The sequence below is a fragment of the Chryseoglobus sp. 28M-23 genome, from assembly GCF_014789785.1.
Classification (GTDB): Bacteria; Actinomycetota; Actinomycetes; order Actinomycetales; family Microbacteriaceae; genus Microcella; species Microcella indica.
Genome location: NZ_CP061846.1, coordinates 2,124,652 through 2,140,880 on the forward strand (window position 1 = coordinate 2,124,652; position 16,229 = coordinate 2,140,880).

13 protein-coding genes and 1 riboswitch are annotated in these 16,229 nt (G+C 69.3%); of the genes, 6 read left to right on the forward strand and 7 right to left on the reverse strand.

The genetic code is table 11. The features are described from left to right. Window positions 1-220 precede the first annotated feature (220 nt). The 3 genes from glpK to IE160_RS10320 form a co-directional block, all read right to left on the reverse strand. The gene (gene glpK, locus IE160_RS10310) at window positions 221-1,735 is read right to left on the reverse strand and encodes a glycerol kinase GlpK (RefSeq protein ID WP_179872501.1); all 1,515 of its coding nucleotides are present in this window, start codon (window positions 1,733-1,735) and stop codon (window positions 221-223) included. Then, window positions 1,732-3,474, reverse strand: coding sequence for a glycerol-3-phosphate dehydrogenase/oxidase (locus IE160_RS10315; RefSeq protein WP_191151035.1), 1,743 nt, complete (start codon window positions 3,472-3,474; stop codon window positions 1,732-1,734). Before IE160_RS10315 ends, glpK begins: the two co-directional genes overlap by 4 nt. A gap of 98 nt (window positions 3,475-3,572) precedes the next feature. Next, window positions 3,573-4,583, reverse strand: coding sequence for a sugar-binding transcriptional regulator (locus tag IE160_RS10320; RefSeq protein WP_179872503.1), 1,011 nt, complete (start codon window positions 4,581-4,583; stop codon window positions 3,573-3,575). A 263-nt stretch (window positions 4,584-4,846) separates the two neighbouring features. On the opposite strand from IE160_RS10320, the gene IE160_RS10325 reads away from it, so the two are divergent. The 5 genes from IE160_RS10325 to ribH all read left to right on the forward strand — a co-directional run bounded on the left by IE160_RS10325 (window position 4,847) and on the right by ribH (window position 10,553). Further along, window positions 4,847-6,697, forward strand: a complete 1,851-nt coding sequence (locus tag IE160_RS10325; protein ID WP_224744458.1) for a dienelactone hydrolase family protein — start codon at window positions 4,847-4,849, stop codon at window positions 6,695-6,697. Between the two features lie 120 nt (window positions 6,698-6,817). Continuing rightward, a riboswitch (FMN riboswitch) is annotated at window positions 6,818-6,951 on the forward strand. A gap of 81 nt (window positions 6,952-7,032) precedes the next feature. Next, window positions 7,033-8,166 (forward strand): bifunctional diaminohydroxyphosphoribosylaminopyrimidine deaminase/5-amino-6-(5-phosphoribosylamino)uracil reductase RibD, encoded by a 1,134-nt coding sequence (gene ribD, locus IE160_RS10330; protein WP_191151036.1) that lies wholly within the window; start codon window positions 7,033-7,035, stop codon window positions 8,164-8,166. A 4-nt stretch (window positions 8,167-8,170) separates the two neighbouring features. Further along, complete coding sequence (locus tag IE160_RS10335; protein WP_191151037.1) at window positions 8,171-8,791, forward strand: riboflavin synthase; 621 nt, start codon at window positions 8,171-8,173, stop codon at window positions 8,789-8,791. Then, a complete protein-coding gene (gene ribB, locus IE160_RS10340) occupies window positions 8,788-10,077 on the forward strand; it encodes a 3,4-dihydroxy-2-butanone-4-phosphate synthase (RefSeq protein WP_179872506.1) in 1,290 nt (429 codons plus the stop codon). The genes IE160_RS10335 and ribB overlap by 4 nt, the downstream gene beginning before the upstream one ends. Continuing rightward, window positions 10,074-10,553 carry a 6,7-dimethyl-8-ribityllumazine synthase gene (gene ribH, locus IE160_RS10345; protein ID WP_191151038.1) on the forward strand — a complete coding sequence of 160 codons (480 nt, stop codon included), beginning with the start codon at window positions 10,074-10,076 and terminating at the stop codon, window positions 10,551-10,553. Before ribB ends, ribH begins: the two co-directional genes overlap by 4 nt. Before the next feature lie 25 nt (window positions 10,554-10,578). Here ribH and IE160_RS10350 read toward each other — a convergent pair whose 3' ends face one another. The 4 genes from IE160_RS10350 to IE160_RS10365 form a co-directional block, all read right to left on the reverse strand. Then, on the reverse strand, window positions 10,579-11,502 hold the full coding sequence (locus tag IE160_RS10350; protein WP_191151039.1) for a hypothetical protein: 924 nt from the start codon (window positions 11,500-11,502) through the stop codon (window positions 10,579-10,581). A 228-nt stretch (window positions 11,503-11,730) separates the two neighbouring features. Further along, window positions 11,731-12,531 carry an ABC transporter permease gene (locus tag IE160_RS10355; protein ID WP_179872509.1) on the reverse strand — a complete coding sequence of 267 codons (801 nt, stop codon included), beginning with the start codon at window positions 12,529-12,531 and terminating at the stop codon, window positions 11,731-11,733. Beyond that, entirely contained in the window at window positions 12,528-13,370 is an 843-nt protein-coding gene (locus tag IE160_RS10360) for an ABC transporter permease (protein WP_179872510.1), read from the reverse strand. The genes IE160_RS10355 and IE160_RS10360 overlap by 4 nt, the downstream gene beginning before the upstream one ends. After that, complete coding sequence (locus IE160_RS10365) at window positions 13,367-14,293, reverse strand: ABC transporter ATP-binding protein (RefSeq protein ID WP_224744459.1); 927 nt, start codon at window positions 14,291-14,293, stop codon at window positions 13,367-13,369. Before IE160_RS10365 ends, IE160_RS10360 begins: the two co-directional genes overlap by 4 nt. A 76-nt stretch (window positions 14,294-14,369) precedes the next feature. Between IE160_RS10365 and IE160_RS10370 the strand changes: the two genes are divergently transcribed. Beyond that, window positions 14,370-16,226 carry an ABC transporter ATP-binding protein gene (locus IE160_RS10370; protein ID WP_179872512.1) on the forward strand — a complete coding sequence of 619 codons (1,857 nt, stop codon included), beginning with the start codon at window positions 14,370-14,372 and terminating at the stop codon, window positions 16,224-16,226. Window positions 16,227-16,229 lie beyond the last annotated feature (3 nt).

Below are 16,229 nucleotides of genomic sequence, written 5' to 3' on the forward strand. Positions count from 1 at the left end.
AAGCGGCAGCCGGCCGCACATTACGCGGCCGCACGACAACTGTGGAGAACGCAAGGTCAGGTCGAACTGGGGCGGGGCATCCGGTTCGTAAATCAGGCCAGGGATGCGCGGCTCACCCATTCAGCGGGGGCCAAGCTGCTCTGGCCTGAGTTGCGAGCACGCGCGGCGCCAGAGCGGAGCGGAGCGCGGCGAGCGCGGCGCTCGCCTGCCGACGTGCCGGCTACGCCTCGCTGTCGTCGTCGACCCAGTCGAAGGTGCGGGTGACCGCCTTCTTCCACAGGCGCAGGCGGCGCTCGCGCTCCTCCTCGCTCATGCGCGGCTCCCAGCGCGCGTCCTCGCGCCAGAGCGCTCGTAGCTCGTCGCGCGACTCCCAGAAGCCCACGGCGAGCCCGGCAGCGTAGGCGGCGCCCAGTGCGGTCGTCTCGGCCACAGCGGGCCGAACGACGGGGATGCCGAGGATGTCGGCCTGGAACTGCATGAGCAGCTCGTTGGCAGTCATCCCACCATCGACCTTGAGCTCGGCGATCGGAACATCCGTGCCGGCGTCGGCTGCGTCGAGTACCTCGCGCGACTGGAAGGCCGTCGACTCGAGTGCGGCCCGGGCGAGGTGCGCCTTCGTGACGTAGCGGGTGAGGCCCACGATCGCGCCGCGGGCATCGGGCCGCCAGTAGGGCGCGAAGAGCCCGGAGAACGCGGGCACGATGTACGCGCCCCCGTTGTCGTCGACCGAGAGCGCGAGCCTCTCCACCTCGGGCGCCGAGGAGATGAGCCCGAGGTTGTCACGCAGCCACTGCACGAGCGAGCCGGTCACGGCGATCGAGCCTTCGAGCGCGTAGCGCGGAGCCTCGTCGCCGAGACGGTACGCGACGGTTGTGATGAGCCCGTGCTCGCTGCGCACGATCTCCTCCCCCGTGTTCACGATGAGGAAGTTGCCCGTGCCGTAGGTGTTCTTCGACTCACCCGCGTCGAAGGCCACCTGACCGAAAGTGGCCGCCTGCTGATCGCCGAGGATGCCCGCCACGGGCACCTCGCGCAGTAGGGAGTGCGTCGAGGCATGGCCGTACACCTCGGCCGATGAGCGGATCTCGGGCAGCATCGAGCGCGGCACGCCGAACGCCTCGAGCAGCGTGTCGTCCCAGTCGAGCGTGCGCAGATCCATGAGCAGTGTGCGGCTCGCGTTGGTCACGTCGGTCGCGTGCACGCCGCCCTCGGTGCCGCCCGTGAGGTTCCAGAGCACCCATGTGTCGGTCGTGCCGAACAGCAGCTCGCCGGCCTCGGCGCGCTCGCGGGCCCCCTCGACGTTCTCGAGGATCCACGCGATCTTGCTCGCGCTGAAGTAGGTGGCGAGCGGCAGGCCCGTCGTCTCGGCGAAGCGCCGCACGTCCCCATCGGCGATGCGGTCGACCAGGTGCTGCGTGCGCGTGTCCTGCCACACGATGGCGTTGTAGATGGGCGTGCCGGTCGCGCGGTCCCACACGACGGCGGTCTCGCGCTGGTTGGTGATGCCGATCGCGGCGACGTCGTGGCGTGTCAGGTTGGCCTTGGAGAGGGCCTGGCCGATCGCCTCGCGCGTGTTGTTCCAGATCTCGGTCGCGTCGTGCTCGACCCAGCCCGCGTGCGGGAAGATCTGCTCGTGCTCGAGCTGGCCGACGGAGACGATCGCTCCATCGTGGTCGATGATGATCGCGCGGGTGCTCGTGGTGCCCTGGTCGATGGCGACGATGTGCTGGCTCACGTTCGGTTCCTTCCTGGGGCGGGCGACGGTGCCTCGATCCCGGTGACGCCGTGCTTATCACGCAGCAGCTCTGCTGTCTCGGCGATCTCCTCCGCGATGCGTCCAGCATCCCATCCGAGAGGCGCGGCGGCGAGCTCGGCGAGCTCGGCGAGCTCGGGGTGCCCGACCTCGCCGATGAACGCCATCGAGGTGCGCCGCAGCACGATGTCGCTCAACCGCACGACTCGCTCCGACTCGATCAGGTGGAGGATCTCGGTGCGGGAGTAGCCGGGCGCGGTGGCGAGGGGAGCATCACCGTCGGTCTGGATGCGCCGCAGAATCTGCTCAGCACTCGTGCCGTAGCGGTCCAGGAGGGTCTCGACGCGGTCTCGGGGGATGCCCGGGGCGACCCGCTCGCTCCACGCGAGCCGAGCATCCGTCGTCGTGGGGTAGCCGACGGCCCCGCCGATGAGCCGGCCGTCCGTGCTCACGGCACGATCGCGGCCGAGCAGCGCGAGGACGCGGTCGCTCAGCTGCTCGCCGAGCGCGCGGAAGGTCGTCCATTTGCCGCCGATGAGGCTCAGCACGGTGGTCGTGGCGACGCGGCGCGTTTCGACGCGGTAGTCGCGCGAGATCTGCCCGGTCGAGTCGGCGTCCTGCCGGGGCAGCGGGCGCACGCCCGAGAAGCGGAACACGATCTGCCGACGATCGACCTCGATCGCGGGGAAGACGTGGCGGATGAGCCCGAAGAAGTAGTCGACCTCCTCCTCGGTGCACACGACGGGGTCGGCCATGTCGTGCGGGAGGTCGGTGGTGCCGACGAGCACGCGCCCCTTGAGGGGGTAGATGAGCACTATGCGGCCGTCGGTGAACTCGAAGAAGATCTCCCGACCCGCGCACGCGGCGAGCAGTTCGGGGTGGTCCAGCACGATGTGCGAGCCCTTCGTGCCACCCATGTAGTCAGAGGCGTCGCCGAGGGCCGCGTTGGTGAGGTCCGTCCACGGCCCCGAGGCGTTGACGACGACCGAGGGATGCACCTCCCAGGTCTCCCCGCCGATGACGTCGTGCAGGCTCACGATGCCGTCGACGTCCATCCCGACGGCCTCGACGTAGTTGAGCGCTCGCGCGTGCCCACCCGCGTCGAGCCCATCGGTGAGCACGTCGAGTGCGAGCCGCTCGGGGTCGTGCATGGAGGCGTCGTAGTAGGTCGCGGTCCACCGCACGTCATCGCGCAGCTCGGGCAGGAGCCGCTTCGACGCTCGCGCGCCGCGGAACTGGTGGCGGGGCACCCGGCCGCCGTCGCGCGAGAACAGGTCGTAGATCGTGAGCCCGGCCTTGATGATGAGCGCGCCACGTTCCCGGCGCTTCTTCGGGCGCAGCCCGAGGAACTTGAGGGGCGCCTGGATGATCGACGAGAACGTCGAGAAGATCGGGATGGTGGTGGGCAGCGGGCGCACGTAGTGGGGCGCGAGGCGCAGGAGCGCGTTGCGCTCGTGCACGGACTCCTTGACCAGCCGGAACTCACCGTTCTCGAGGTACCGGATACCGCCGTGGATCATGTGCGACGAGGCCGCGGATGCTCCCGAGCAGAAGTCGCCGCGGTCGACCAGGAGCACGCTCACGCCGTTGAGCGCGAGATCGCGGAAGGTCGCGATGCCGTTGATGCCAGCACCGATTACGAGGACGTCGACCGCGGAGGCCTTCTCGCGGATGTCGGCGAGCAGTTCGGAACGCGCGGGTGTCGCGGGTGATGCGGTCATCGGATCGGCAGGCCCATCGGTCGAGGAGGTCGGGGGTCGAACCCATCTTGGTCAGTTCGACACATCTACCCAAAGCGACTGCACAGACGTGCAGAAAGTCAGTCGACCGTGAGCTCCCGCCGAACCGACTCCGACGCACGCCCCTCCCGCTCGACCACTCGACTCGCCAGACTCTCGTCGAGCACGAGATCGGTGATGAGCCCCGCCGCGAGCGCACCGCGCAGGCTCGCGAGCTTCTGCACGCCAGAGACGACACAGACACGACGGGCGACCTTGCGCAAGCGATCAAGACTGGGGCCCGATGCACGACTGTTCAGAGCGATGTCGCTCGACGTGCCGTCGGGGCGGTAGAAGACCGTGGCCACGTCACCCACAGCACCATCCTCGCTGAGACTGCGGTAGTCCTCGGCATCGAGATAGCCGCCGATGTAGACCTGGCTCGGAATCTCGGCGAACGGAGAGCCGAGGCCGAACAGCGCGAGATCGAGTCGAGCCTGGATGTCGAGGAGGCGCTTGGTGCTGCGCTCGCGCCACAGCCCCTCCTTCGTGCGCGGATCATCGAAGAATGCGGGGACGGGGAACTGCTGAATCTGCGCGGAGTACGCGAAGCTGAAGCGTTGCAGGATCTCGCTCGCGTAGTCGATACCCGTCGTCTGGGTGTTGCCGGCACCGTTGAGCTGCACCACGACAGTGTTGTGCACCGGCTTGGCGACGAGATGCCTGCTGATCGCCCCGACCGTCGACCCCCACGCGACGCCGATGACCATGTTCGAGTCGACGAATCCCCCCAGAATCCTGCCCGCCGTCATGGCGACGCGCTCCAGACGATCAACGTCGCTGATCGACTCGGGCATGGGGACGACGTGGGCGGTCACACCGAACCGCTCATGGATCGCCTCCTCCAAGGCAGAGCCTCGATCGAACGGCGAGGTGATGCGAATGTCGACGAGCCCGGTCTCCCGCGCGAAGCTCAGCAGTCTCGACACCGACGAGCGCGAGGTGCGCAGCTCCGTGGCGATGGCCCCCATGGTGAGGTCCTGCAAGTAGTACATCTTCGCCGCCTTGAGCGCAGTCGCCGCCTTGAGCGCCTCCGGACCAGTGTGGGGCATCGCGACCGAACCTCCTGAACGAACGTGCACGTGCGATGGTCGAACATGCAGGTGGTCACTCTACGTCAGGGGCCATCGCCCGTCCCAGCCCATCGCACGTTTGTGCAGATTCGTTCCACAGTGCGTCTCACGCGGCGGCGCCGACTTAGTGTTCCTGTGCAGACGTGCTTCCTCAGCGTCTGTCCACCCCGGTCACGGCGCTCCCGCAGCGCATTGCCCCGTAAGGCGCGTGACAGTTCACAACAAAGGAGTTTGAACTCGACATGAGACAAGCACTCTTCAAGCGCAACGGCTTCTGGCTCGTCCTCGCGCTCATCTTCGCCCTGATCTCCGGCATCGGCGCCTCACTCGTCCAGACCTCGGGCGGCAACGTCAAGGTCGACGACCTGAAGTGGGAGACCGCCTCCGGCCGCACCCTCAACGCCCTTCTGTTCACGCCGGCGAACGCCACCGCTGAGAACCCGGCGCCCGGCATCGTCGTCAGCCACGGGTGGTGGAACAACCGCGAGATGCAGACGCCCAACTACGTCGAGCTCGCGCGCCGCGGCTACGTCGTCATGTCGATCGACATGTACGGCCACGGCAACTCCGACCCGCTCCCCGCGGACGAGCTCGCCGTCGGCGGCACCGGCATGTACGACGCGGTGCTGCTCATGGCCGACCTGCCCTACGTCGACCGTGACGCCATCGGCGTGAGTGGTCACTCCAACGGCGCCCGCGCCGCGAACTTCTCGGTGCCGATCGACGACGCCTCAGGCGACCCGCTGATCTCCTCGATCCTGCTGGTCGACAACGACCCGCTGTACGTGGACGGCGACGGCCTCTACACGAATGTCTACGGCTCGCGCGACGTCGGCCTGATCCAGGCGCAGTACGACGAGTTCTTCTTCCGCAGCTACGACGCCGACGGCAACCAGCTGACCGCGCCGCGGGACTACCTCGGCACGCCCAACGCGCAGTCGTTCCTCAACTTCGGCGCAGACCCCGCCGACCTCACCGAGGAGCGCGAAGGCAGCACGTTCTACACCGAGAACATCGACGGCACCGAAGCGGTGCGCGTGATCTACTCCCTGGCGCAGACCCACCCGTGGAGCACCACCTCGAGCACCGCCGTCGGGCACCTCGTCGAGTACTTCGAGGAGACCCTCCCGGCGCCGGCGCCCCTCGACGCGGGCAACCAGCTCTGGCAGCTCAAGGAGTTCTTCACGGCACTCGGGCTCGTCGGCTTCGGCATCATGCTCGTCGCGATCCCGCGTGCGCTGCTGACGACGTCGGCCTTCCGTCGACTCGCCGTCGCGCCGACCGAGATCGCGCCGCTCGCCGGGCGCATCCCGAAGATCTGGTTCTGGGCGGGACTCGTCGTCTCGGTCGTGATCTCCGCATGGAGCTACGTCCTCGTGAGCCAGACGCCCGAGATTCTCGGCATCACCTTCAACGCCGTGCCGTCGTTCATCCCCACGGGCTCCGTGTTCTTCATCGGGGCATGGGCGGCGATCAACGGGCTCGCGGCCGCGATCATCATGATCGGCGCCTACTTCGCCTTCGGGCGGAAGTCGGGCATGAGCCTGCGCGGCTCGGGAGTGCTGCCCGGCTGGAAGAACTTCTTCCACGGCATCGGTCTGGCCCTCACCACCGTGTTCCTCATGTACGCGGTCGTGTTCCTGGTCGACTACCTCTTCAAGACCGACTTCCGACTCTGGGTGATCGGCGTGAAGTGGTTCACCCCCGACAAGCTCGGCTACGCCCTGGTGGTCCTGCCGCTGTTCCTGATCTACTTCGTGGCGAACTCGATCGCGATCAACGCGTTCAACCGCGTGACGATCGCGGGACGTGAGTGGGTCAACACGGCGATCCTCGCCCTGGCGAACTCGCTCGGCCCGATCATCCTCGTCGTCGCGCAGTACACGACGTTCGCGATCACGGGCAACCTGATCCCGGGCTTCGGGGGCATCTTCAGCATCTGGCTGTTCCCGGTGATCCTGATCCTCGCGGTGACGGCGATCGTGTCGCGCAAGCTGTACCGCGCGACCTCCAACCCGTACATCGCCGGGTTCTTGAACGCCACGGTCGTGGTGCTCATCTCGGTGTCGAACACGCTGGTCATCACCTACTAGCGCCAGCACACCCGATGGCCCCCGCGCAGCACTGCGCGGGGGCCATCGCCGTGCCGGCGCTTCCCAGCCCACGTGCGGGAATACTCCAGCACGAGCGATGTTGACTACCCTGAAGACAAGAACGTGTTCCGGGGTCGGTGAAAGTCCGAGCCGGCGGTGAGAGTCCGCGACCCGCGAGCGACGAGCAGTCGCGAACGGTTGAACCGGTGGAATTCCGGTACCGACGGTGAGAGTCCGGAGGGGAGGAACACGCGAGCGGCAGCCTGCCGACGCGACCCCGGAAACTCCTGAACGCGGAAACTCCGCAGACACAGAGGAACCGGGAAGACCAGCGGATGACCAGCACAGACGCACCGCACGACGACGCGGCATTCGACGCGCGCGTCGAGGCCGCCATGCGTCACGCGCTGAATCTCGCACAGCACGGCCCGATCACGGGCGGGAACCCCCAAGTCGGCTGCGTGCTACTGGATGCGCACGGCGAGATCGTCGCGGAGGGTTGGCATCGCGGCGCCGGTACCGCCCACGCCGAAGTGGATGCTCTCGCCCAGCTCGACGACGCTCGCGATCTGACCGCCCAGGGGCTGGCCTCGTCCGACCCTCGCGCCGCGGGCCTCACCGCCGTCGTGACGCTCGAGCCCTGCAACCACACCGGCCGCACGGGCCCGTGCGCCCAGGCCCTCATCGACGCGGGCATTGCGCGGGTCGTGTACGCGATCGACGACCCCGACGCGCGAGCGGGCGGCGGCGCAGAGCGCCTCCGTGCAGCGGGCATCCCGGTCATCGGCGGCGTGCTCGCGGAGGAGGCGACCGACCTGCTCACCCCGTGGCTCACGAGCGTGCGGCTGGGCCGCCCGTGGGTCACCGTCAAGTGGGCGTCGACCCTCGACGGTCGCACTGCCGCGGCCGACGGCTCGAGCCAGTGGATCACCGGCACCGCGTCGCGCCAGCGCGTGCATGATCAGCGCGCCGCCCACGACGCGATCGCCGTCGGCACAGGCACCGTCCTCTCCGACGACCCCTCCCTCACGGCTCGCGGTGACGGCGGCGAGCTGCTGCCTCACCAGCCCCTCCCCGTCGTCTTCGGAGAGACACCCGTACCCGCCACCGCGCGACTGCGCGAACACCCGGCGGGCCTCATCGAGGTGGGCCATCGTGACCTGGAGTCTGCGCTGAGCGCTCTCACCGAGCGCGGCGTGCGCCGGCTCTACGTGGAGGGTGGGCCGACCCTCGCGAGCGCGTTCCTGCGCGCTGGACTCGTCGACGAGGTGCTCGTGTACCTGGCGCCCCTGCTGCTCGGCGGGCCGCGGCTCGCCCTCGACGACCTGGGCATCGGCACCATCGCGGAGGGACTGCGGCTGAACATCCGCTCCGTCGAGTCCCTGGGCACCGACCTGCTCGTGACCGCCCGCCCCCAGTCTGCGCCCGGCTCTCACGCCGCCGACCGCTCGACCCTCGAGGAGAGGTAGCACCATGTTCACCGGACTGATCGAAGAACTCGGCGAGATCGTCGCCCTCGCGCCCCACGGCGACGCCGCACGCCTGACCGTGCGCGGACCCCTCGCGACGAGCGACGCGACCCATGGCGACTCCATCAGCGTGATGGGAGTGTGCCTCACCGTCGTCGAGCAGGGCGCCGACTGGTTCACGGCCGACGTCATGGGCCAGACCCTCGCGATGTCGACGATCGGCTCCTGGACGGCGGGGGCCGCCGTGAACCTCGAGCGCGCCGCCGCTGTCGGCGACCGCCTCGGCGGTCACATCGTGCAAGGGCACATCGACGGTACGACGACCGTGCTCGAGGTGCGCGAGGCAGGCCAGTGGCGCGTCGTGCGCTTCTCCCTCGACGCCGCGCACGCGCCGCTCGTCGTCGACAAGGGCTCGATCGCCGTCGACGGCGTGAGCCTCACGGTCAGCGCCGTCGGCGACGACTGGTTCGAGGTATCGCTCATCCCGGAGACGCTGAGCGCCACCACCCTTGGCAGCCTCGTGGTCGGCGACGCGGCGAACCTCGAGACGGACATCCTCGCCCGGCACATCGCTCGCCTCGCCCACTTCTGGGCCGGCGCGCACGACAGAGAAGGCATCTCATGAGCATCGGCACCATTCCTGAGGCGCTGGACGCACTGCGGCAGGGCCGGCCCGTGCTCGTCGCGGATGACGAGAACCGCGAGAACGAGGGCGACGTCATCATCTCCGCCGAGCTCGCGACCGCCGAGTGGGTGGCGTGGTCCATCCGCCACACGAGCGGATTCCTGTGCGCGCCGATGACGGCCGAGATCGCCGACTCCCTCGCCCTGCCCCTCATGGTGCCGGACAGGGAGAGCGAGGACCCGCGCCACACCGCCTACACCGTCACCGTCGACGCCGCCGAGGGCCTCACCACGGGCATCAGCGCCAACGACCGCGCCCGCACCCTGCGCGTGCTCGCCGACGCCGCCTCCACCCCCGCGAGCCTGCACCGCCCCGGCCACATCGTGCCCCTGCGGGCCCGACCCGGCGGGGTGCGCGAGCGCGCCGGGCACACCGAGGCCGCCGTGGACCTCATGGTGCTCGCCGGCCTGCGCCCGGTCGCCGCGATCGGGGAGGTCATCGCCGACACCGGCGACATGATGCGCCTGCCCGAGCTGATCCGCTTCGGCGAGGAGGAGGGGCTCGTGGTCATCACGATCGTCGACCTCATCGCGTTCCTGAACTCCGGCGAGACCTATGTGCCGGCCTCGGCCGAGCCGCGCAGCACGCGCCCCAGCAGCGTCTCCTTCGAGGTCGAGACGACCGTTCCCACCAGCCACGGGCCGTTCTCCATGCGCGCCTACCGGGACCGCAAGACCGGTGCAGACCACGTCGCCATCATCAGCGGGATGCCCCGCGACGACATGATCGTGCGCGTCCACTCCGAGTGCCTCACCGGGGAGGCCTTCGGCTCTCTCAAGTGCGAGTGCGGCCCCCAGCTCGACGCCGCCCTCGACACCATTCAGCGCGAGGGCGGCGCGGTGCTCTACCTGCGCGGCCACGAGGGCCGCGGCATCGGCCTCATCAACAAGCTCCGCGCCTACCGCCTCCAGGAGGAGGGCTACGACACCCTCGACGCCAACCTCGCCCTCGGCCTGCCCGCCGACTCCCGCGACTACGAAGCCGCCGGCGACATCCTCCACGACCTCGGCGTGCACCGCGTGCGCCTGCTCTCCAACAACCCCGAGAAGCAGCGCCAACTCGTGCAGTACGGCATCGAGGTGAGCGAGCTCGTGCCGCTCCTCGTCGGTGTGGGGGTCGACAACGAGGGCTACCTCGGCGCGAAGCGCGACCGCATGGGGCACCGACTGCCTGAGACCATCACGAGCGCACCCATGCTCTCCACCCTGGAAGGAACCACCCCATGAGCGGCGCAGGAGCCCCCACCCTCACCACCGACGGCACCGGCCTCACGATCGCGATCATCGCCGGGCAATGGCACGCCGAGATCTCCGACGGCCTGCGCGCTGGAGCCCGCCGTGCCCTCGAGGCCGCGGGCGCCACCGTCGTCGAGTACGCCGTCCCCGGCTCGTTCGAGCTTCCCGTGGTGAGCAAGGCCGTGCTCGAGGCGGGTGCGGATGCGGTGGTCGCCCTCGGCGTCATCATCCGCGGCGGCACGCCGCACTTCGAGTACGTGAGCGCCGCCGCGACCGACGGCCTGACCCACGTCGCGCTCGACACCGGCAAGCCCGTCGGCTTCGGCGTGCTCACCCTCGACGACGAGCAGCAGGGCCTCGACCGCGCCGGTCTGCCCGGCTCGAAGGAGGACAAGGGCGCCGAAGCCGCCGACGCCGCCATCGCGGCCGTGCACGCGCTGCGCGCCGCGCGTCGCCTCGGCGCCTAGCGCTGAAAGGCGAGGGCTCGGGCGGTTAGCAGCTCACCCAGCGCGCAGCGGCCCGCGTGAAGCTGTACGGCTCGTTCGGCACACCACCGTGCGTCATCGCGAACAGAATGCACGTACCCGCCATGCTGCCGGTGTTGCCCGGCTTGTACAGCGACGCCCGGTGACCACTGGAAGCCCACCACTTATCCGCGACCGTCGCACCCGTGTTGCCCGACCCACCAGCAAGGTTCCCATCGCAGCCCACACTGGGCACACCATCACTGCGCTGCGACCCGATGTGACCCCACGCACTCATCGGATCCGTACTGGGATCCTCCGCCATCCAGAACAGACGCTGCTCCATGCACGAGTCGTACCGAATGTTGCCGAACGGCACCGGCGGCAGACAGTTCGCCACCCGGATCTGGTTGTACCGCGTCGCGAACGACGCCAGATCCTCGCTCGTGGTGCCGGCGACACCCCGCTCCGAGGTCGCACTCGGCGCACCCGCGGTGCTGCCGGAGATCGGAGCGGGGCACGCGGGGGTGGCGAGCTCGGTCGGCAGGGGCGCGGGAAGCGCGCGGTAGACCACATCGGATTCCTCGGTGACCGTGCGGTTCGCCGGGGCCGGCGCGCTCGCGGCGGACGTCGCCCCGCCGGAGGACGTGCGCTCCGGCTCGGGCGCAGGCGCAGCGCCCGCGCCATCGGTCGCGTCCTCGTGAGGCTCGTCCTTCGCGACATCCTCCGTCGACGGTGCAGCAGCCGGCTCATCCGTGGCATCAGCATCCATCACGGTCGGCGACGGAGTGGGGGTCGGCACGGAGGCGGGTTCCACGGCCTCGATGAGGCTCGCGCTTGGCGCGCCACCGGGCTCCATCGACGGCACGGCCGTGACAGCCGCCGGGATCGCGGGAATCGCGACGATGATGACCGCCGCGATGGCGGCCCCCGAAAATAGTGAACGCAACACGCTGTGCTCCCCCCGAAGCTTGGTCCTGCCGGCAGCCCCCCGGCTGCTGATGCCACGCTATGCCCGCGGCCGCCCGCGCACCAAGTGCGGGCAGTCGAAAAACGACCGGATCACCCGCGAACTGGGGTAACGGCCGAGGACTGGCGACCCCCGGTCGGGGGTACTGACTGTTCGGAGAGCCCGTCGGGTCGGATTGCCTCACCGAGGGCGACCGCGAGACCGCGAGCGTCAGCGCAGGAAGAGAGCGCGCAGCCGCCGCGTCGCCACGACGATGCCGACCGCGATCATGACGCCGAAGTAGCCGAGATGCACCCACAGCATGGGCGAGAGTGCGCCCGTCGTGACACCGCGGATGAGCTCCACGCCGTGCCACAGCGGCAGCGCCTGGATCACCCACTGGATCGCCTCCGGGTACACCGAGATCGGGTAGAACGTCGCCGAGAAGAGGAACATCGGCAGCATGATGAAGGTGACCCACTCGACCTGCTGGAAGGTCGTGAAGTAGCTCGTGATGGCCATGCCGACGCTCGCGAAGCCGAAGGCGATGACGAGCACGGCAGGCAGAGCCAGAAGCGCCGTCCACGCGAGGTTCAGGCCCAGCATCTGCATGACGACCATGAAGCCGACCGCGTACATGGCCCCCCGCAGCAGGGCGAGCAGGATCTCGCCGAGCGCGACGTCGAGCGGCCCCAGCGAGGTGGTGAGCATGCCCTGGTAGAGCTTCGCGTAGTTGAGCTTGAAGAAGACGTTCCACGTCGAGTCGTAGACGGCGCCGTTCATCGCCGACACGGCGAGCAGGGCTGGAGCGATGTAGGCGGCGTACGACACCTCAGCACCCGCCGACGTCTGCACGGTGCCGACGAGCGCGCCGAAGCCGATGCCGAGCGAGAGCAGGTAGAAGACCGGCTCGAAGAACCCGCTGAAGACGACGAGGTAGTTGGTGCTGCGGGTCGCGAGAAGACCACGATGGATGACCGCCCGCGTGTTGCCCGCGTACAGCGCGCCGCGCTGCGCGCGCACGGCCGTCATCGGTTCAACCGCCGCTCGAAATGCCGCCGCGTCGCCCACAGGCCCACGACGATGATGCCGCTCAGGTAGCCCACGTGCGTCACGGTGAGCCACAGCGGCTCCTCGAGCCCATAGGTGGCGACCCGACCGAGCTCGGCACCGTGCCACAGCGGCGAGATCCACCCGATCGGCTGCAGGTAGACCGGCAGCTGCTCGAGCGGGAAGAACGTGCCGGAGAAGAGGAAGAGCGGCATGATGCCGAACCGCTGGATCATCGCCATCTGCCCGCGATCATCCTTGATGGTCGAGGTGTAGCTCGAGAGCACCAGCCCGATCGCCATGCCCGTGAGCACGGCAGAGCCGATCGCGAGCACACCCCAGGCGGACGGTACGGCGCCGAAGGCGAGGATGACGCCGAAGTAGATCGTGACGGTCACGATCATGCGCGCCAGGATCGCGAGCATGATGCCGTTGACGATCTGCCCACCAGTGATCGGGGCAGCGTTCATGCCGAAGAAGGTGGGGTTCCACTTGAACCCCATGAGCACGGGGTACGTCGTCTCGTTGGCCGCGATCGTCATGGCCGCCGTCGCCATGAGCGCGGGGGCGACGAACTCGAGGTAGCTCACCCCCGCGACGCCCTGCGGCACGAGGCTCGCGAGCCCCACCCCGAGGGCGAACAGGTAGATGAGCGGGTTGCCGAAGCTCTGGAAGACCGCCTCGCCGACGTAGCCCTTCATGGCGAGAAGCCGGTGCTCGGCGACGTACCAGCTGCCCCAGCGGCGCGGCGCGACGCCCGCGGCGAGCGCGCGCCGGGCATCCGCTCGATCGGCGACGCTCGCCGTGTCTGCAGTGGTCATTCGATGAGACTCCGGCCGGTGAGGCGCAGGAAGACGTCTTCGAGGCTCGAGCGGCGCACGAGCGAGGTGATGGGATGCAGGCCCCGCTCGGTGAGCGCGACGAGGTCAGCCTCGCCGTTCGCGCTGTAGATGAGCAGGCGGTCGGGCAGCACCTCGATGCGCTCCCCGAGGCCGACGATCTGCTCGGCGACCTGCGCGTTGCGGTCGCTGCCGAAGCGCACCTCGAGCACCTCGCGGCTCGAGTGGTCGCGAATCAGCTGAGCGGGCGAACCCTCGGCCATGATGCGGCCCTTGTCGACGACCACGAGCCGGTCGCACAGCTGCTCGGCCTCGTCCATGTAGTGCGTCGTGAGCACGAGCGTCGTGCCCTGCTCCTTGAGACGGAAGAGGCGGTCCCACAGGATGTGCCGTGCCTGCGGGTCGAGGCCCGTCGTGGGCTCGTCGAGCAGCAGGATGCGCGGCTCGTTGATGAGCGCGCGCGCGATCGTGAGGCGGCGCTTCATGCCGCCCGAGAGGTCGTCGACCTTCGCCTTGGCCCGGTCGGCGAGCTGGGCGAACTCGAGCAGAGCGTCGGCGCGCTCGGCGACGAGTGCCCGCGGCAGCCCGAAGTACCGACCGTAGACGAGCAGGTTGTCGCGCACGCGCAGATCCATGTCGAGGTTGTCCTGCTGCGGCACGACGCCGAGCTGCGAGCGGATGTCGGGCCCGTGATGCTCGGGGTCGAGTCCCAGGATCGTTAGGTCGCCGCTCGTACGCGTCGACACCGCACCCACCATGCGCATCGTCGTCGACTTGCCGGCGCCGTTCGGCCCGAGCAGCCCGAACGCCTCCCCCGGCGCGACCTCGAAATCGATGCTGTCGACGGCGGCGACACCACCATAGGTCTTGGTGAGGGCGGTCGCGGAGATGACGGACTCTGGCACGAGATCAGAGCCTAGACCCGGGCGGCTGACAGTGCCGCACGGCTCGCTCATGGCCGGAGTCGGGCAGGATCATGGCATGAGCTCGCGCGCACACCCGGCCCCCGCCACCCCCCGACGCAGCCTCCTCGGCAGGCCGGTCGACGACGGCCCGCGCGCGAGCTTCAGCCAGCTCATGCCCTACCTGCTCGAGCACCGCGGGGTGCTCTCCTGGGTCATCGTCATCAGCGTGCTCGGCGCGGGCGCCTCCCTCGCGCAGCCTCTCCTCGTCGCCCAGGTGATCTCGACGGTCGAGGAGGGCGGCGAGCTCGGCGCTCTCGTGGCGCTGCTCGTCGGGCTCGTCGTGCTCGCGGGCCTCCTGAGCGGCTTCGGCCACTACCTGCTGCAGCGCACGGGCGAGGGGGTCGTGCTCTCGAGCCGCCGCACGCTCGTGCGCCGACTCCTGCACCTGCCGATCAGCGAGTTCGATCAGCGCCGCACGGGCGACCTCGTGAGCCGCGTGGGCAGTGACACGACCCTGTTGCGCGCCGTGCTCACGCAGGGACTCGTCGAGGCGATCGGTGGCAGCCTCACCTTCCTCGGCGCCCTCGTCGCGATGATCATCATCGACCCCGTGCTGCTGCTGCTCACGGTGCTCGTGATCGCCGTGTCGGTCGTCACCGTCGTGCTGCTCTCGGCGCGCATCCGCGTCGCCAGCCGCAAGGCGCAGGAGAAGGTGGGAGACCTCGCCGCAGCGGTCGAGCGGGCGATCTCCTCCGTACGCACGGTGCGCGCCGCGAACGCGACGGAGCGCGAGATCGCGACCATCCACGAGGATGCTCGAGGCGCGTGGCTCCAAGGGATCAAGGTCGCCAAGATCTCCGCGCTCGTCGTGCCGATCTCGTCGATCGCGCTGCAGATCTCGTTCCTCGTGGTGCTCGGCGTGGGCGGCTACCGCGTCGCGGCCGGCGATATCGAGATCGCCGAGCTCGTCGCCTTCATCCTGTTCCTCTTCCTCCTCATCGGCCCGCTCGGGCAGGCCTTCGGGGCGATCACGAGCGTCAACAGCGCGCTCGGAGCCCTCGGGCGCATCCAAGAGATCATCGCCCTGCCGAGCGAGGCGGAAGGCGACGCTGACGTGGCGCCCGCCGCGGCGACCGGCGACCGTGCCGCGATCGCGTTCGACGACGTGCACTTCCGGTACCCGGAGGCCGCGCGCAAGACCGAGCAGGAGAAGGTCATCGCGGAAGTGGTCGGCGAGGAGACCCGGAATGACACCACTGTTCTGCGCGGGGTGACGTTCGCGGTGCCCCAGGGCTCGCGCACGGCGCTCGTCGGGCCGAGCGGAGCGGGCAAGTCGACGATCCTGTCGCTCATCGAGCGCTTCTACGACCCGACCGGCGGTGTCATCCGCATGGAGGGGGTCGACATCCGCGCACTCGATCGCCTCGAGCTGCGCAACCGCATCGGCTACGTGGAGCAGGACGCCCCGGTCCTCGCCGGCACCCTGCGCGACAACCTCCTGCTCGGCTCACCGACGGCGAGCGACGACGATTGCGTCGCGGTGCTCGAGCGCGTCAACCTGCTCGAGGTGCTGCAGCGCAGCGACGAGGGGCTCGACGCGCAGGTGGGCGAGAGCGGAGTCATGCTCTCCGGCGGCGAGCGCCAGCGACTCGCCATCGCTCGGGCACTCCTCGCCGCTCCCCCGATCCTGCTGCTCGACGAGTCGACGTCGTCGCTCGACGGAGTCAACGAGCGGCTCATGCGCGAGGCGATCGACGCCGTCTCCGCCGATCGCACGCTCATCGTCATCGCGCACCGGCTCTCGACGGTCGTCGACAGCGATCAGATCGTCGTGCTCGAGCACGGGCGCGTGATCGGCACCGGCGTGCACGCGGACCTCGTGCGCGACGTGCCGCTCTATCGCGAGCTCGCGCAGCACCAGCTGCTCACGTAGACC

Coding starts and splice junctions, on each gene's coding strand:
- IE160_RS10315 (WP_191151035.1), bottom strand. CDS start 3,474: ATGACCGCATCACCCGCGACACCCGCGCGTTCCGAACTGCTCGCCGAC.
- IE160_RS10320 (WP_179872503.1), bottom strand. CDS start 4,583: ATGCCCCACACTGGTCCGGAGGCGCTCAAGGCGGCGACTGCGCTCAAG.
- IE160_RS10325 (WP_224744458.1), top strand. CDS start 4,847: ATGAGACAAGCACTCTTCAAGCGCAACGGCTTCTGGCTCGTCCTCGCG.
- ribD (WP_191151036.1), top strand. CDS start 7,033: ATGACCAGCACAGACGCACCGCACGACGACGCGGCATTCGACGCGCGC.
- IE160_RS10335 (WP_191151037.1), top strand. CDS start 8,171: ATGTTCACCGGACTGATCGAAGAACTCGGCGAGATCGTCGCCCTCGCG.
- ribB (WP_179872506.1), top strand. CDS start 8,788: ATGAGCATCGGCACCATTCCTGAGGCGCTGGACGCACTGCGGCAGGGC.
- ribH (WP_191151038.1), top strand. CDS start 10,074: ATGAGCGGCGCAGGAGCCCCCACCCTCACCACCGACGGCACCGGCCTC.
- IE160_RS10355 (WP_179872509.1), bottom strand. CDS start 12,531: ATGACGGCCGTGCGCGCGCAGCGCGGCGCGCTGTACGCGGGCAACACG.
- IE160_RS10360 (WP_179872510.1), bottom strand. CDS start 13,370: ATGACCACTGCAGACACGGCGAGCGTCGCCGATCGAGCGGATGCCCGG.
- IE160_RS10370 (WP_179872512.1), top strand. CDS start 14,370: ATGAGCTCGCGCGCACACCCGGCCCCCGCCACCCCCCGACGCAGCCTC.